The sequence below is a fragment of the Streptomyces sp. RLA012 genome, assembly GCF_056270325.1.
In genome coordinates, this window is the sequence record NZ_JBWDPA010000002.1 from 3,356,976 (window position 1) to 3,373,390 (window position 16,415).

The 16,415-nt window shown below is 69.6% G+C and carries 18 protein-coding genes; 1 reads left to right on the forward strand and 17 read right to left on the reverse strand.

Annotation, left to right across the window (positions count from 1 at the left end):
• Positions 1–102: 102 nt before the first annotated feature.
• From dprA to proS, 16 genes are all read right to left on the reverse strand, one after another.
• On the reverse strand, positions 103–1,377 hold the full coding sequence (gene dprA, locus RV986_RS15190) for a DNA-processing protein DprA (protein ID WP_475917921.1): 1,275 nt from the start codon (positions 1,375–1,377) through the stop codon (positions 103–105).
• Positions 1,374–2,999, reverse strand: coding sequence for a YifB family Mg chelatase-like AAA ATPase (locus tag RV986_RS15195; protein ID WP_475917922.1), 1,626 nt, complete (start codon positions 2,997–2,999; stop codon positions 1,374–1,376). Before RV986_RS15195 ends, dprA begins: the two co-directional genes overlap by 4 nt.
• Positions 2,999–3,370 (reverse strand): YraN family protein, encoded by a 372-nt coding sequence (locus RV986_RS15200; RefSeq protein WP_095852379.1) that lies wholly within the window; start codon positions 3,368–3,370, stop codon positions 2,999–3,001. Before RV986_RS15200 ends, RV986_RS15195 begins: the two co-directional genes overlap by 1 nt.
• 152 nt (positions 3,371–3,522) lie before the next feature.
• Positions 3,523–3,831 carry a DUF2469 domain-containing protein gene (locus RV986_RS15205; protein ID WP_003965949.1) on the reverse strand — a complete coding sequence of 103 codons (309 nt, stop codon included), beginning with the start codon at positions 3,829–3,831 and terminating at the stop codon, positions 3,523–3,525.
• Positions 3,832–3,886: 55 nt separating this feature from the next.
• Complete coding sequence (locus tag RV986_RS15210) at positions 3,887–4,363, reverse strand: NUDIX hydrolase (RefSeq protein ID WP_475924289.1); 477 nt, start codon at positions 4,361–4,363, stop codon at positions 3,887–3,889.
• Positions 4,364–4,469: 106 nt separating this feature from the next.
• The gene (lepB, locus tag RV986_RS15215) at positions 4,470–5,213 is read right to left on the reverse strand and encodes a signal peptidase I (protein ID WP_475917923.1); all 744 of its coding nucleotides are present in this window, start codon (positions 5,211–5,213) and stop codon (positions 4,470–4,472) included.
• Positions 5,214–5,295: 82 nt separating this feature from the next.
• Complete coding sequence (gene lepB, locus RV986_RS15220; protein ID WP_475924290.1) at positions 5,296–6,246, reverse strand: signal peptidase I; 951 nt, start codon at positions 6,244–6,246, stop codon at positions 5,296–5,298.
• Positions 6,128–7,222, reverse strand: coding sequence for a signal peptidase I (lepB, locus tag RV986_RS15225; RefSeq protein WP_475917924.1), 1,095 nt, complete (start codon positions 7,220–7,222; stop codon positions 6,128–6,130). Before lepB (RV986_RS15225) ends, lepB (RV986_RS15220) begins: the two co-directional genes overlap by 119 nt.
• Positions 7,215–7,931, reverse strand: coding sequence for a signal peptidase I (gene lepB / locus RV986_RS15230; protein WP_475917925.1), 717 nt, complete (start codon positions 7,929–7,931; stop codon positions 7,215–7,217). Before lepB (RV986_RS15230) ends, lepB (RV986_RS15225) begins: the two co-directional genes overlap by 8 nt.
• A 45-nt stretch (positions 7,932–7,976) precedes the next feature.
• Positions 7,977–8,327 (reverse strand): 50S ribosomal protein L19, encoded by a 351-nt coding sequence (gene rplS / locus RV986_RS15235; protein WP_054235359.1) that lies wholly within the window; start codon positions 8,325–8,327, stop codon positions 7,977–7,979.
• Positions 8,328–8,459: 132 nt separating this feature from the next.
• Positions 8,460–9,293: a tRNA (guanosine(37)-N1)-methyltransferase TrmD gene (gene trmD / locus RV986_RS15240; RefSeq protein WP_475917926.1), complete on the reverse strand. Its 834-nt coding sequence runs from the start codon at positions 9,291–9,293 to the stop codon at positions 8,460–8,462.
• The gene (gene rimM / locus RV986_RS15245; protein ID WP_475917927.1) at positions 9,293–9,925 is read right to left on the reverse strand and encodes a ribosome maturation factor RimM; all 633 of its coding nucleotides are present in this window, start codon (positions 9,923–9,925) and stop codon (positions 9,293–9,295) included. Before rimM ends, trmD begins: the two co-directional genes overlap by 1 nt.
• A gap of 84 nt (positions 9,926–10,009) precedes the next feature.
• Complete coding sequence (locus tag RV986_RS15250) at positions 10,010–10,249, reverse strand: RNA-binding protein (RefSeq protein ID WP_007384965.1); 240 nt, start codon at positions 10,247–10,249, stop codon at positions 10,010–10,012.
• Between the two features lie 2 nt (positions 10,250–10,251).
• A complete protein-coding gene (gene rpsP / locus RV986_RS15255) occupies positions 10,252–10,680 on the reverse strand; it encodes a 30S ribosomal protein S16 (protein WP_475917928.1) in 429 nt (142 codons plus the stop codon).
• A gap of 295 nt (positions 10,681–10,975) precedes the next feature.
• Positions 10,976–11,572: a hypothetical protein gene (locus RV986_RS15260; RefSeq protein ID WP_054235363.1), complete on the reverse strand. Its 597-nt coding sequence runs from the start codon at positions 11,570–11,572 to the stop codon at positions 10,976–10,978.
• A gap of 251 nt (positions 11,573–11,823) precedes the next feature.
• Complete coding sequence (proS, locus tag RV986_RS15265; protein ID WP_475917929.1) at positions 11,824–13,239, reverse strand: proline--tRNA ligase; 1,416 nt, start codon at positions 13,237–13,239, stop codon at positions 11,824–11,826.
• 199 nt (positions 13,240–13,438) lie between these two features.
• On the opposite strand from proS, the gene RV986_RS15270 reads away from it, so the two are divergent.
• A complete protein-coding gene (locus RV986_RS15270) occupies positions 13,439–14,266 on the forward strand; it encodes an SAM-dependent methyltransferase (RefSeq protein WP_475917930.1) in 828 nt (275 codons plus the stop codon).
• A 122-nt stretch (positions 14,267–14,388) separates the two neighbouring features.
• Here RV986_RS15270 and ftsH read toward each other — a convergent pair whose 3' ends face one another.
• Positions 14,389–16,326, reverse strand: coding sequence for an ATP-dependent zinc metalloprotease FtsH (gene ftsH / locus RV986_RS15275; RefSeq protein WP_475917931.1), 1,938 nt, complete (start codon positions 16,324–16,326; stop codon positions 14,389–14,391).
• Positions 16,327–16,415: the final 89 nt, after the last annotated feature.

Genomic DNA, 16,415 nt, shown 5'->3' on the forward strand with positions numbered 1-16,415 from the left:
CCCTCGGGGTCACGTTCGTCGCCCTGTGTGATCATCGAGAGACGCCAACTGCGGGAATTGCCAAGGCTGTCGGCGTTCGCCCGGACGGCCGAACACGCTCCGTCAGCACCCGTGTCGATCACCCCGGATGGAGATCATTGCCTGGCGTGTCAACTTCCAGCCGTCGCCGTGTCGTTCGACGAAACCAAGTGATCGGAGTTCGTACAGTCTCCCGACCGCGTCGTCCGTCGTGGTCCCCGCGCCACGAGCGATCTCCTCCACCCCCGCCAGAGCGCCGGCCGGCAGTGCCGCCAGCACCCGCCCGGCGCCCGGATCCAGCAGATCGCGCGGCAGTACGGGCCCGCGCCGGTCCGGGGCCAGCTCACCGATGTCGCCCACCAGTTCGGCGACCTCCGCGGCATCGGTGACCAGGACCGCGTCCCCGCGCAGCAGCTCGTGCACCCCCGCCGACAGCCCGCTGGTGGCAGGACCCGGCACCCCCATGGCGAACCTCCCCAGCCGCTGCGCCGCACGCGCCGTGACCAGCGCCCCGCTGCGGTAGGCGGCCTCGACGACCACCGTCCCCCGGGTGAGCGCGGCGATGACACGGTTCCTGAGGATGAATCTGCTCGGCGTGGGATGGTCGCCGGGCGGCAACTCCCCCACCACCAGGCCCTGTTCCGCGATCCTGGTGATCAACTCGGTGTGTCCGCGCGGGTAGGGCCGGTCGACCCCGCAGGCCAGCACGGCGACGGTCGCGCCGCCGGCCCCGAGAGCGCCCCGGTGCGCGGCGCCGTCCACGCCATAGGCGCCGCCCGACACCACCACCCAGCCCCGCTCGGCGAGCCCGGCACCGAGGCCTGCCGCCATATGGGCCCCGTACTCGGTACAGGCCCGCGCTCCGACCACGGCGACGGACCTCAGTGCCCATATCCGCAGGTTGGGCCGCCCCCGTACCCACAGGCCGGTGGGCCGGGAGTCGCCGAGGTCGTCGAGTTGCGCGGGCCATTCGGAGTCCCCCGGACACACGAAGCGGGTTCCGGCCTCGCGCGCCACCGCCAGGTCCCGCTCCGGGTCCGCCCGCTCGGCTCTGGCGCGCAGCCCCGCCCACCGCTTGTCGGTCACGCCTCGCGGCTGCTCGCCGCCTCCGACGAGCCGCCGGACCGCCTCCGCGGCGCCGATCGCATGCAGCCAGCGGCCGCAGGCCTCGTCCCCCGGTTCGACGACGCGTGCGAGAAAGGCCCGGTGGAGCCGCTCGTCCTCCTGCTCCCGGCTTCGACTGTCCTCCTGGCTCCGGCTGTCCTCCTGGTTCCGGCTGCCCGTCTGGCTCCAACTGCCCGCCTGATTCTGGCTGTCCCTCTGGCTCCGGCTCGGGCTCTCCCCTTGGCTGTGGCTCACGGCAACGCGCCGATCGCCATCGGCACCCCACGAGGGACCCCGGTGCGCAGCTGCAGGGCGAGGGTGACGTCCGTCGCACCGGGCCTGTCGTGCCCGACGAGGTCCGCGACGGTCCAGGCGACGCGCAGCACCCGGTCGAGACCGCGGGCGGTCAGGGCGCCTCGCTCCAGGCTCCGCTCGGCCTCGTCCATCGCGCCCAGGGACGCGTACCACCGGCTGCGCAGCTCCCGCCCCGGCACCTCGCTGTTCGTCCGCCAGGGGGTGCCGGCCAGCCGCGCGGCGGCCCGCTCCCTGGCCGCCCGCACCCGGTCGGCGACCGTCTCGGTGGATTCGCCCCGTACTCCGCGCTCGGTCAGCTCCGAACGGGTGACGCGGTCCACCTCGACCCGCAGGTCGACGCGGTCGAGCAGCGGCCCGGAGAGCCGGGCCTGGTAGCGGCGGATCGCCGAGGGCGGACACTCGCACAGGTCGTCCCGCTGCGAGAACCGTCCGCACGGGCAGGGGTTCGCCGCCAGCACCATCAGGAACCGCGCCGGAAACCGCACCACCCCCGCGCTGCGCGCGATCACCACGTGCCCCGCCTCCAACGGCTGGCGCAGCGCGTCGAGGGCCTGCCCGCTGAATTCGGGGGTTTCGTCGAGGAAGAGCACTCCCCGGTGTGCCAGCGACACCGCGCCCGGCCGTGCGATCCCCTGGCCGCCGCCGACGAGCGCCTGCATGGTCGCCGAGTGGTGCGGGGCGCAGTAGGGAGCGATGTCGACCAGGGGTTTGCCCGGTGGCAGCAGCCCGGCGACCGAGTGGACGGCGGTGACCTCCAGGGATTCACCCTTGGTGAGGCGCGGCAGGATGGCCGGCAGCCGCTCGGCGAGCATCGTCTTGCCCGCTCCCGGCGGACCTTCCAGGAAGAGGTGGTGCCCGCCCGCCGCCGCGACCTCCACCGCGGTGCGTGCAGAGTGCTGACCCACGACGTCGGCGAGGTCATGGCCGAGGTCGTGCTGGGCCGCGCCCATGGTGTGCATGCCGGTGGCCGCGCCCGCGCCCGGCATCCGCAGCCCTGCCATCAGCGGATCCGGCCGCCCCTGCTCGTCCGGATCCTCCTCGGGCACCGGCTCGTCCGTGAGCACCGCGATCAGCTGACGCAGACTGCGCACCCCGAGCACCGAGATCCCCGGTACGAGCGAGGCCTCGGCCGCCGCGCACTCGGGCACCACCACCTGCTCGTACCCCGAGTCCGCCGCGGCGAGGACCGCCGGCAGTACGCCCCGTACCGGCCGCACCCGTCCGTCCAGGCCCAGCTCGCCGATCATCACGATGTCGGAGAGGACCCGTGGATCGATCCGCTCCGCGGCGCCCAGCACCGCGCAGGCGACGGCCAGATCAAAACCGCTGCCGGCCTTGGGCACGGAGGCCGGGCTCAGGCCGACCGTGAGCTTCTTCTGCGGCCATGGCGAGCCGGAGTTCACCACCGCCGCGCGGACCCGGTCCTTGCTCTCCGTCAGGCTCTTGTCGGGGAGGCCGACCAGGGTGAAGGCCGCGACGCCCGGCTCCAGGTCCGCCTGGACCTCGACCACCACACCCTCGACGCCGACGAGGGCCACCGCACACGTACGGGCGAATCCCATCAGGCCACCCCCCGCGCGTGCTCGACCACGGGCGCGCCGCGGTCGGGGAGGACGACGCCGATCAGGTCGATGCGGACGCCGCCGGGTGGGGCCCCGCCGTGTTCCTGGAGCCAGCGTTCGGCCAGGCCGCGCAGGCGCTGCGCCTTGGCCGGGGTGACGGCTGCCATCGGGTGCTCGAAGGCCCCCGCCTTGCGCGTCTTGACCTCGCAGACGACGAGCGCGTCGCCGTCCCGGGCCACGATGTCGATCTCGCCGGTCCTGCCGCCGCGCCAGTTGCGCGCCAGGACCGTCATCCCGGTCTCGGTCAGCCGTCGGGCGGCCAGATCCTCGCCGTACTTGCCGAGCGCGTTGCGTGCCTCGGGTGTGTTCATGTCGGCACCACCTCCGGCGCCCACACTGAAGCCACATCGACTTGCTATTGGATCTTGGTGGACGAGCGGACGATTGTGGACAACTCCGTCACCCACACGAGGGATTCCGGCGCGTCGTCAGCCGCCCGCCCGACCACCGCGGCCATCGGCCGTCACCCGCCCGGCAGCTCCAGATCGCTCTTGTTCAGCTCCTCGATATTCACGTCCTTGAACGTAAGGACCCGGACCTGTTTGACGAAGCGAGCAGGCCGGTACATGTCCCACACCCAGGCGTCCGCCATGGACACCTCGAAGAACACCTCGCCCTGGACCGAGTGCACCTGCATCTCGTAGTCGTTGGTGAGGTAGAAGCGCCGTTCGGTCTCGATCACATATTTGAACAGACCGACGACATCGCGGTACTCCCGATAGAGCTTCAGCTCCATCTCGGTCTCGTACTTCTCGAGGTCCTCGGCGCTCATGGCATGTTCCCCTTCAGCCGTGCGTCCCCCTATTGTGCGCCAGCCCCGTGAGCCTCTAGACGATTTCGGTGTCGAGGATCTCGGGCCTGGCCGGGGGACCCTCGTCGAGCAGCCTGCGCAGCAGCTCGGCGAGCCTGGTCGGATACACCGTCTCATGTGCCTCGGTCAGTTCTCGGCACGTCCACCAGCGTGCTCCGGCGACACTGCGCCGTTCCAGCTCCGTCAGCCCCGCGGCGACGGTGTCCATCTGGGCCGTACGGGCAAGGAAGTACCATTCGTCCTGGTCCCAGCGGCGCCCCGCGAACGGGAACGAGCATTTCCGCTGCCACAGCACCGGGCCCAGCTCGACCTCGGTGATGCCGGTCTCCTCCGCGAGTTCCCGCAGTGCGGCCTCCTCGCGGGTCTCGTCGCCCTCCAGGCCGCCGCCGGGCGTGAACCACCAGTCGTCCGCCGGATCGTCCGGCTCATGGCCGTACAGCAGCAGGATCCGGTCCTGTGCGTCCAGCAGCACGACCCGGGCCACTTTCCGCAGTCCACCGCGGTACGAGTCCTCGCCGGAACCGTCGTACGCCGCCCCGGATTCCCCGGACTCCCCAGCCGCCCCAAACACCTCAGGCACCGCAGACGCCTCAGGCACCTCAGCTGGCACTGGCCAGCTCCGTCCGCGTCCGGCCGCGCCGCCCGAAGAGCTTGGCGACCGGCCCGTACGCCGCCCCGCCCAGCACGAGCGCCGCGCCGACCACGATGGCGGTGAGGACCAGACGCAGCGGCCCCGGCGAGGAGATCCCACCGAGCGTCTCGAAGCCCGTGGGGCGCGCCAGCATGCCGTCCATGGGCCAGGCGATGGCGTCGACACGGCCCTTCACCGCGCTGCGCGCCACGGTGCCGTTGAAGGCCTCCGTGAGGTGGGCCGTGGAGTCCAGCGAGCCACTGCGCTCGTCGCCGAGCAGAAACAGCCGTCCCTCGGGGACCTCGACGGTCGGGATCTGCTTCGCCTCGGCGGCCTGGCCCCTGGGGAGATATGGTTCGTCGATCTGCTTGCCGTTGACGGTCAGCTTGCCGTTGGTGCAGCAGGCGACCTTGTCACCGCCGATCGCGACGACCCGCTTGACGATCAGCATGTCGCCCCAGCTCTTCTGCTTGAAGACGATGACGTCCCCGCGCTTGACGTCGCCGCCGTCGATCCGCTCGGCCAGGATGCGGTCGCCCGCCTTGATGGTCGGCACCATCGACTCGGTCGGCACGGTGTAGGGCTGGTAGACGATCGCGCCCCAGGCGAAGCCGCCGAGGAAGAGCACACAGCCGAGGGCCACGGCCAGCCCCGACAGCACGCTGCCGAGCCGTCCGTGGCCCTCGTCCGTACGACCTGTCGTCCTGCTCATCCCAGTGCTCCCCCAACTCGGAGAATCGATCCCACGGCCCCGAACTGCGGGCCGCGGAAGATCGGCGATCTGGGACGGCACCCTACCCGGCGGTACCGCGACCAGAAACCCTCGGGTTTCCGGCGGTAAGGCGACGCCTGCGCCACAGCACCAGCGGGACCGCGCCGGCCAGCCCGAGGGCACCGGGAGCAGCGGCGCCGAGGTTCTGGTCGAAGGTGTCGGGGATGGGCAGGGTGTCCCAGCGGGTGGGCGGCCAGGCGATCACGATGGCGCGGCCCACGACGTTGCCCACGGGGACGAAGCCCTGGTTCGCGTCCTGCTGGTGGTAGCGGGAGTCCAGCGAGTTCTGCCGGTGGTCACCCATGACCCAGATTTTGCCCTTGGGTACCGTCACCTTGAACTGGCCGCCCTGGTCGTCGACGCTGCACGGGGTGTTCCCGGCGTACACGTAGGGCTCGTTCAGTGCCTTGCCGTTGACCTTCAGCGGGCCCGAGTTCTTGCACTCGATCGTGTCACCGGCGACACCGACGACCCGCTTGATGAGGTCCTTCTCATTGGCGGACGGCATCAGGCCGATCTTGCTGAGGAACGTCTGCACCGCGTTCGGGTTGGGGGTCGGTTCGCCCGCGAGCCACTTGTCGGGGTCGTGGAAGACGACGACCTCGCCGCGCGAGGGCTCCGAGCCGAACCACGGGGTGAGCTTGTCGACCAGGACCCGGTCGCCCTGCTGGAGGGTGTTCTGCATCGAGTCCGAGGGGATCGAGAACGCCTGGACCAGGAAAGTCTTGATCAGCAGCGCGAGAACGAGCGCGATACCGATGAGGAGCGGGAGCTCCTTCCAGAAGGAGCGCGGCTTCTTGGGTTTGTTGTCCTGCTCGCCCTGCTCCTTCGTACTGCCGCCGCCGTCCCCGGAGTCACTCCCGGAGCTCTCGACGTCGCTGTCGACGTCGCTCGTGGCCGGGGTGGCCGATCCGTCGGGTCGCTCCGGCTGCTTCTCTGGGCCATCGTGTCCGGACCGTGCGCCGACCACCAAATCCCCCACATCCACTCCTCACTCCGTGCCGCCGCCTGCGCCGGATCCGGCGCAGGCCCACCACTCCCATAACGAGCGGGAGTTCCGCAGGGGTCGGGAGCGGGATCATTCCATTCAGATCCGCGGAGGCCACCCTATGCGACGGGCCGAGGGCGGTGGTCGACCCGCTCGGCACGGACCCGTACGTGTCAGGTTCCTGCAGACGGGTCCAGTGCCCGAGGGGCCAGGCGATGACCATCGCTCTGCCGACCACGGACTTCTCCGAGACCGTACCGCCGTACTTCTCGGTGCGGTGGTAGCGGGAGTCTGCGGAGTTGGCGCGATGGTCTCCCATGACCCAGAGACGGCCCTTGGGCACGGTCTCTTCGAAAGCGAAGTCCGACGGCTTGTTCCCGTCGTGGATGTAGGGCTCGTTGAGCGGCATGCCGTTGACGGTCACGCGCCCTTGGGTGTCGCAGCACTTGACGGTGTCGCCGCCGACCGCGACGACCCGCTTGATGAGGTCCTTGTCGTTGTCGGAGGGCAGCAGACCGATCTGGGTGAGTCCCTCTTTGATCTGCTTGATGACGATGGGGTCGTTCTTCTTGGTGGTCTTCTCCCCCGCGAGCCAGTTCCCGGGGTCCTTGAAGACGACGACGTCGCCGCGCTGGGGCTTGGAGCCGAACCATGGCGTGAACTTGTCGACGAGAACGCGGTCGCCGATCTGGATCGTGTTCTCCATGGAGCCCGACGGGATCACGAAGGCCTGGAGGAGGAAGGTCTTGAGGACCAGGGCTATGAGCACCGCGACACCGACGAGGAGGGGTATCTCCTTGATCGCGGAGCGCTGTCTGCGCCGCTTGACCTTGCGCTGCAGCTTGCGGCGCTCGGCGCGGCCGGGCCGGGCCATCCCCCCGGCGGCACGTCGGCTTCCGGTGGGCAGCAGGTTGTCGGCGGGGTGGGTGGAGACTCCGCGCCGTTTGCGACGATTACCCATGGGCACCGTCCGCGGCGGACACGCGTGCGTAGGCGGCGGGGCGCTCCAGACGGGTCCAGTGGCCCGCCGGCCAGGCGATCCAGTCCGCCCTGCCGATCACGTCACCGACGGGGACCATGCCGCCGCCGGGGGACCCCAGGTGGTCTCGTGAGTCGCTCGAATCGCTGCGGTGGTCACCGAGGAGGAACAGGCTGTCGTCGGGCACCACGACGTCGAAGGGCACGTCGGACGGGGTGTCCCCCGGATACACAAACGTCGACTCGTCGACCGACCGGCCGTTCACCTCGAGCCTCCCGTCCTTGTCGCAGCAGACCACGTGGTCTCCCCCTACACCGACGACGCGCTTGATGTAGTCGGCGTTCCCGAAATACCCAGTGCCGTCGAACACAACGACGTCGCCCCGCCGAGGCTCAGCACCGAAACGGTACGCCAACTTATTTACGAGAACGCGGTCGCCGATCCTCAATCCGCGCTCCATGGAACTGCTCGGAATCTCGAACGGCTGCATCACGAAGTTGCTGAACAGCACCACGAACAGCAGACAGACCAGCACGGTCAGGGTGATTCGCCCACCTGGGACCCAGTCCGCGGCCCGGGCCACCAACGCGAAACGCGACCGGTCCTCCGGCCCCTCTGGATCCGAGATGTCCTCGGACTCGGTGGGGCGGGAGGAGCGGTCGCGCTCCGTGTGCTGTGCTTCGGTGTCCATCGGAGCCAGATGTTATCCGGCGTCCATGTGAACCCCTTCGCGAGCTCAGTTGTCGCGCTTCTCCTTGATCTTCGCGGCCTTGCCGCGCAGGTCACGCAGGTAGTACAGCTTCGCGCGACGCACGTCACCACGGGTGACGAGCTCGATCTTCTCGACGATCGGGGTGTGCACCGGGAAGGTACGCTCGACGCCGACCGAGAAGGAGACCTTGCGGACCGTGAAGGTCTCGCGGACACCGGCGCCCTGGCGACGGATGACTACGCCCTTGAACTGCTGCACACGGGAGCGGTTGCCCTCGATGACGCGGACGTGGACGTTGACGGTGTCACCCGGGCGGAAGGCCGGGATGTCGCTGCGCAGCGACGCGCTGTCGACGGAGTCGAGCAGGTGAGACATTTCGTCTGCTTTCTTCGCTGATGCCACAGGCCATCAACGGGAGATAGTTTTCCAAGAGGGTGCTGCCGCGCCGGGGCTGGCGTCGTGTCCCCCTGTGGCAGGGGCGCTCGCCGGACGACGTACAACAGCCGCCTATTCTTCCACGGGCGTCGGCCTGCGCCAAAATCGGCCGTGCGGCTCGCCTTCGGGGTCCGGGGCCCAGCCCAGGATCGAGAGCATCTCGCGGTCCTTCTTGTCGAAGACGGAAGGGTCGCAGCGCTCGATGAGGTCGGGCCGGTTGGCCGCCGTGCGACGCAGGGCCTCGTCTCGGCGCCAGCGGGCGATCTTCCCGTGGTGGCCGCTGAGCAGCACATCGGGGATCTCGCGGCCGCGCCAGGCCGGGGGCTTGGTGTAAACCGGCCCCTCCAGGAGGTTGGCCATGGCCCCGGGGGCGAAGGAGTCGTCCCGGTGGGACTCGGCGTTGCCGAGGACACCCGGCAGCAGCCGCGCCACGGCCTCCGTGACGACAAGTACGGCCGCCTCGCCGCCGGCGAGCACATAGTCCCCGATGGACACCTCGTGGACGGGCATCCGGGTCGCGTACTCGTCGATGACCCGGCGGTCGATGCCCTCGTAGCGGGCGGGGGTGAAGATCAGCCAGGGGCGCTCGGAGAGTTCGACGGCGAGTTCCTGGGTGAAGGGGCGCCCGCTGGGCGTGGGTACGACCAGGACGGGCCCGTGAGAGCCGGTCTCGTAGCCGTCCGCCAGGACGGAGTCCAGGGCGGCTCCCCAGGGCTCGGTCTTCATGACCATGCCGGGACCGCCGCCGTACGGGGTGTCGTCGACCGTGTTGTGGCGGTCGTACGTCCACTCCCGAAGATCGTGCACGTGCACATTCAGCTGTCCTCGCGCGCGTGCCTTGCCGACCAGCGAGACGTTCAGGGGTTCCAGGTACTCGGGGAAGATCGTGACGACGTCGAGCCGCATCAGGCGTCGTCTCCGGAAGCGCCCACTCCATGGGCCTCTTGTCCACGGGCGTCTTCTCCATGGGCGTCTTCTTCGGAGACGTCGTCCCCGGAGACGTCTTCCCTGGAGGAAGCGACCTCGGCCCGGTCGTCGATCAGGCCCGGGGGCGGGTCGATCACCGCCCGCTGCTCCTCCAGGTCGATCTCCACGACGATCTCCTCGACGAACGGGATCAGCGCCTCGGTGCCGTCGGGCCGCTCGACCACGAACAGGTCCTGCGAGGGCAGATGCGAGATCTCGGTGATCCGCCCGACCTCCAGGCCGTCCTTGGTGACCACGTCCAGGTCCATCAGCTGGTGGTCGTAGTACTCGTCCGGGTCCTCGGGCTGCTCGTCCGGGTCGACCTCGGCGATCAGCAGGGTGTTGCGCAGCGCCTCGGCGGCGTTCCGGTCCCGTACGCCCTCGAAGCGCAGCAGCAGACGGCCGCTGTGCACGCGGCCCGTCTCGATGGTCAGCGGTCCGGCCGAGGCCGGGTCGGTGAGCAGGACGGCACCGGGACCGAGCCTGAGTTCCGGCTCGTCCGTACGGACCTCCACGGTGACCTCGCCCTTGATGCCATGGGCGCGGCCGACGCGAGCGACTACCAGCTGCACTGTGCTTGATCTCCTGTCGATACGACTACGGGCCGGGAAAGGCCCGTAAGCCCTCCCCGGCCCGAGCCGGTGCTGCCTGTTACGTCAGCGGACGTGGTCCACGTCGACGAGGTCGACGCGGACACCGCGGCCGCCGATGGCACCCACGACGGTACGCAGGGCGCGCGCGGTGCGACCGTTGCGGCCGATCACCTTGCCGAGGTCGTCGGGGTGGACCCGGACCTCGAGTACGCGCCCACGGCGCAGGGTGCGCGAGGCGACCTGCACATCGTCGGGGTTGTCTACGATGCCCTTCACGAGGTGCTCGAGAGCCTCCTCGAGCATGCTCAGGCCTCGGTCGACTCAGACGAAGAGGACTCGGCGGCAGCCTCGTCCTTCTTCTCAGCCTTCTTCTTCTGGGTGATGGCCTCACCCTTGCCCTCGTCGTCGCCGCCCAGGGCTTCGAACAACGGGCGCGTCGCCTTCGGCTCGGCCACGAGCAGCGGAGCCGGAGCGGGCAGGCCCTTGAACTGCTGCCAGTCGCCGGTCAGCTTCAGGATGGCGAGCACGGGCTCGGTCGGCTGCGCGCCGACACCCAGCCAGTACTGCGCGCGCTCCGAGTCGACCTCGATGCGCGAGGGGTTCTGCACCGGGTGGTACAGACCGATCTCCTCGATGGCCCGGCCATCACGGCGGGTACGGGAGTCGGCGACGACAATGCGGTAGTGAGGCGAACGGATCTTGCCCAGACGCTTCAGCTTGATCTTGACTGCCACGGAAGTGGTGTCTCCTGGTCTTGACGTGGTTGGGCACGGCGAGATGGCCGCGTGGGGTTGCGGTACCCGAGTGCCCGATGGACGCGTCAGCCGGAGGAGAGAGGGGTCCTATGCGGCTGTCGAGTACAGCTAGCCATTGTGCCACACCCTGGGGGGTCGCCCTCCACCGACCGACGTGCGGTGCCCACGCCTCATCGGCGCCCGGCACTGTCCCCCGGGCGCCGACGGTGTCACCCGGCGTCGAAGCGGTACTGCGACTGCGTGCTGAACACGGCTGCCACGAGCAGCCGTCTTGTCAGCTTGCCGCCGCGCCCACGACCTCGGGGATCCGGAACGGCTTCCCGCACCCGCCGCAGACGATCGGCGCCTGCGCGAGGACGGACGGGACGACCCGCACATTGCGGCCGCAGTCGCACACCGCCTTGACGCGGACGCCTCCCCCGGAGGAGCCGTGTCGGGCGGCCGGACCCCGGAACGAGCGGGCCGTGTCGGCTGCGGTCGCGGCGGTGTGCGCCTTGAGGGCGCGCTGCAGCCGCTCGATCGTCGGGCGATAACGCCGCTTCGCCTCGGGGTTGAGCGTGACCAGGGAGAAGCCACTGCTGGGATGCGGCTCCTCGGGGTGATCCAGGCCAAGCTCCTCGGCGATCGCTAGGAATCTGCGGTTGTGGTACCGGCCGGCGCGCGAAGTGTCGCGGACTCCGCGGGCGGCGGCGATGCCATGGACTGCCTCATGCAGCAGTCGCTCGAAGGAGAGTTCATGCCCGCAGGCGGACGACGACTCTCCGATCAGGGACTCGGGCGCGGCAAGATCCGGCAGCTCGGGGTGGTGCCGCTGAATGTCGGCCCACGCCCCTGCCAGCTCTGCGGCAAGAACAGGTGGTGTCGTGCTCACGTCGTGACAACGAGCCTGGGTGCCTCTGTGTTCCTATTCCGGGCCATCCCAAATAATTTGCACGTACCCGTCAGTTGCCGCTGATGCGTCCTGACGAGGGCGGGTGCGCTGATCTGCGGAGAAGCCACACAGCTCACACCAAGCCGGTACGTAGTCACGCGTACGCCCCGGCGCGTAGACACTGTCCGCACACCGGGGCACCTGTGGTCATCAGATGCGCAAGAGGCGTTTCGGCCGCCCTGGGTGCCTACTCAGTAAGCGCGCGCGACGATTGCGACGTTACCCGGTGCGTCGTCGGTGTCGGGGACCGACCCGTCCTCGGCGACCAGACACCGTACGGTCACGGAGTGCTCGGCGAGCTGCGCCTCGCCCTCTTGTCCCAGGTCGGCCCACGGAATGCGCGCCCAGCCACCGGCGGTGGCCGCCTCGACGGCCTCCTCGATGGTCGACACCTCCGAGGTCCGGGACTCCCGGCGCTCGCGCGACTGCTTCAGCAGCAGCGCCTGGTCCTCTTCGAGGACGGCGGGGAGCAGGCCCACCAGAGCGTCGATCGCCACCGGCTCCTTGCCGCCGGGGATACGGCGGGCCAGCATCGCGGTGCCGTTGTCCAGGTCACGGGGGCCGACCTCGATACGGACGGGGACGCCCTTGAGCTCCCAGTCGACGGCGCGCCGTCCGAAGGGGATGTCCGTGCGGGCGTCCACGTGGACGCGTATGCCCGCCGCCTTCAGCCGATCGCCGATTTCGCGGACCTTGGCCAGAACCGCCTCGTCGCCCTTGATCGCGAGGACGACGGCCTGGGTCTGGGCGAGACGCGGCGGGACGCGCAGTCCGTTGTCGTCGCCGTGCATCATCACCAGCGCGCCGATCATGCGGGTCGTCGAGCCCCAGGAGGTCTGCCAGACGAGTTCCTGCTTGCCTTCCTTCGACAGGTACCGGGTGTTGAAGGCCTTCGCGAAGTTCTGGCCCAGCTCGTGGCTGGTGGCCATCTGAAGGGCCTTGCCGTCGCCCATCATGCCTTCGAGCGTCAGGGTGTTGATGGCACCGGCGAAGCGCTCCTTGACGGTCTTGCGGCCGGGGACGACGTCCATCCCGAGGACGTTCAGCATGAAGTCCTCGTAGACCTCGCGGTGGATGTGCGCGGCGAAGTCGCGGGCGTCCTCGTAGGTGGCGTGCGCGGTGTGGCCCTCCTGCCACAGGAACTCGGACGTGCGCAGGAAGAGGCGGGGCCGCAGTTCCCAACGGACCACGTTCGCCCACTGGTTGATCAGCAGCGGCAGGTCGCGGTAGCTCTGCACCCACTTCGAGAAGTACTCGTTGATGATCATCTCGGAGGTGGGCCGGACGACCGCGGGCTCCTCCAGCTCCTTGCCGCCGCCGTGCGTGACCACCGCCAGCTCGGGCGCGAAGCCCTCCACGTGGTCGGCCTCCTTGGCGAGGTACGACTGCGGGATCAGCAGCGGGAAGTACGCGTTCTGGGTGCCCGTCTCCTTGATGCGGGCGTCCATCTCCTGCTGCATCCGCTCCCACAGCCCGTACCCGTACGGTCGGATGACCATGGAGCCGCGCACCGGGCCGTTGTCGGCCAGCTCGGCCTTGGTGATCAGGTCCTGGTACCAGCGCGGGAAGTCGTCCGCCTGGGGCGTGAGAACGGGTGCCTTTGCCATGGCGCGATGGTACGGGCACATGTTGCCGGAATGTGAATTCTTGTGCCGCGCGCAAGCGGCGCACAAGCAGCGCGCTACAACCCCTGGACGGCGCGACGAGTGCGGAGTTACCTGACATACGGGGGAAGTGCGAGCGCACTGCACGGGGGCAAGGGGAACGGGGCGCAGCGACAACTCTCGGCGGATTGGGGCGCTTTCGATGACACCTACGCTCGTGCGGCAACACCTACCTCACGCGGGAGCTGTGCCCCGTGTGGATCCGTGTGCACGCGCGCGTGACTGGGCCGAGATCCAGGAGCGGATGCTGGTGCCGCTCCACGAGGCCGTCTACGAGCGGATCGAAGTGGGCGCCGGGACACGGCTCCTCGGTCTCGGCTGTGGTTCGGGGCTGGCACTTCTGATGGCGGCCTCCCGGGGCGCGGCGGTGACCGGCGTCGACTCCTCGTCGCCCGAGCGGGTGGCTCTCGCTCGCGAGCGGTTGCTGCCGCAGGCGTGGGGCACGCGCGCGCGTGCCGACACCCGGATCGTGGAGGGGTCCCCCTCCGACCTCGTCGATGTCGGGGCGCCGCCGTACACGCTGGTGACCGCGTTCGAGCCGATCGGGTGTGTGGCCGGGGACTCCGAAGGACTCGGGGAGCTTCTGTCGGCGGCCACGCCGCTGGCCGAGCGGGGGGCGCCTGTGGTGCTGGTCGGATGGGGGCCGCCGGAGCGGTGCGCCACGTCCGCCGTCCTGCGGGGTGTGGGTGGCCGGCACGTTCCTCGTCGGGACGATCTGGAGGAGGTCGGCCAGCGGGCCGGGCTGCGGCCGGACGGGTCGGGGCGGGTGGCCTGCCCGTTCGGGTACGCGGACGTGGAAAGTGCGGTACGGGGGTTGTTGTCGACGGGGCTGTTCGACGCGGCGGTCGGTGCGACGGACGAGGTTCAGGTCGCCAAGGAGCTCGCGGAGGCGCTGCATCCGTATGAGCGGGCGGACGGGACGGTGTGGATGCCGAACGTCTTCCGGTACCTGATCGCACGCACGAGCTGAGGTCGTGGGGTCTTCGCTCCCGCCACCCCTGCCCGTCCCATCCGTTCCTGGGGGCTGCGCGAGCCACCCTCGCGCACGCGCAGCCGGACAAACCCGGTCGCGGTCGGAGGAGTCGTCGTCTCTCACGCCTCCTCCTTCCGCAGACGTGTCACTCCCGCGATCCGGTATGCCTGAGCCTCCTCCAGGGTCTCGTTGGCGAGGAGCGCCTCCGCGAGCGCGTCCAGCTGGTCCCGGTGGTCGCGGAGCTTCTGGCAGGCCTCCTCGTAGCACTCGTCGACGATGCGGCGCATCTCGTGGTCGATGGAGTCGAGGGTGGCCGGGGCGGCGGCGAGACCGTAGGCCTGTTGGGCGTCGTTCGGGAGGGCGGACAGACGGCCGACCCGTTCGCTCATGCCCCAGCGGGCGACCATGCCGCGGACGATGTTGGTGACCTGTTCGAGATCGTTCTCGGAGCCGGTCGTGACGACTCCGTAGACGACGTGTTCGGCTGCCATGCCCCCCAGGGCACCGATGATCCGGCCACGCAGATACGGCTCCGTGTACGCGTACCGGTCGGCGTCCGGCGTGGAGAGTGTGACGCCGAGCGCGCGGCCGCGCGGGACGATGGTGATCTTGCGGACCGGGTCGGCGCCCGGCTGCAGCATGCCCAGGAGGGCGTGGCCGCTCTCGTGGTGGGCGGTCCGGCGGCGTTCCTCCTCGGGCATCACCAGGGGTCGCTCGGCACCCAGCTGCACCTTTTCCAGCGCTTCGGAGAGGTTCGTCTGTGTCACCTCGCCCTGCTTGCGCTTGACCGCGAGGAGCGCAGCCTCGTTGGCGAGGTTGGCCAGATCCGCTCCGGTCATGCCCGGGGTCGTACGGGCCATCTGGGCCAGGTCCACGTCCGGGGACAGGGGGATCTCGCGGGTGTGGATCCGCAGGATCGCCTCGCGACCGCGTCGGTCGGGGGGTGAGACGTTGACGACCCGGTCGAACCTGCCGGGCCGGGTCAGCGCCGGGTCCAGGATGTCTGCGCGGTTCGTCGCCGCGATGACGATGACGCCCTCGGCGCCCGAGAAGCCGTCCATCTCGGTGAGGATCTGGTTCAGGGTCTGCTCGCGCTCGTCGTGACCGCCCATCGCGGAGCCGCCGGCCCGGGCCCGTCCGATGGTGTCGATCTCGTCGATGAAGATGATGGAGGGGGCCACTTTCCGGGCTTCCGCGAAGAGCTCACGGACTCTGGACGCACCCACGCCCACGATCATCTCGATGAACTCGGAGGCCGAGGCCGAGAAGAAGGGCACGCCCGCCTCGCCCGCCACCGCCCGCGCGAGCAGGGTCTTCCCCGTGCCGGGCGGGCCCGCCAGCAGCACGCCCCGGGGCATCTTGGCGCCCATTCTGCGGTAGGCGTCCGGATTCTTGAGGAAGTCGACGACATCGTTCAGCTCGCCCTCGACCTCGTCGATTCCGGCCACGTCGGCGAAGGTCGTGCGTTGGGCGCCGGGCTGCAGTTCGACCGGTTTCGGGGGTGCCTTGCGGCCGAGCATGCCGCCGGCGCCGCCCATGCCCGCCCGCAGCCGCCGGGCGAAGAAGACCCACAGCAGTACCAGGACCACGATCGGGGCCAGCGAGAGCAGCAGGTTGGAGAGGAAGCTGCGCTGCTGGACCACCGGTGAGGCGGTCACCGTGACGTGCTGCTTCTCCAGGTTCTGCCAGAGCTTGTCATCCGCGAAGGACGGGCGCTGGGTCTTGAACTTGGTGTACTTCCCGCCGCCCTCCGGATTGGCCTGGGCGCTCTTGAGCTGGCCCTGGATCGCGTCGCCCTTGGAGTAGATCTTGTTGATGTTGCCGTCGTCGACCTGCTTGCTGAACTCCGTGTACGAGATCGTCGGCTCGTTGCCCTCGTTGAAGAAGGACAGCACCAGGATGGCGATCACGAACACGACCAGAGCGACCGCGATCAGGCCGATCCAGCCGCCGGGCATCTTCCTTTTCCCGGAGGGTGGACCGGTCGAGTCCGGTGGCGTCCCCTCGGTACGCCACGGCTGGTCGGGATCCTTGCGCGGCGGCACAGGGTTGCTCATATGAGGACGTTACGACACGAAATGCTCGCCAGCATGCGCAGAAAATGACACTGGGGGCGCCCCTCCGACGAGGGGCGCCCCCAGTGCGT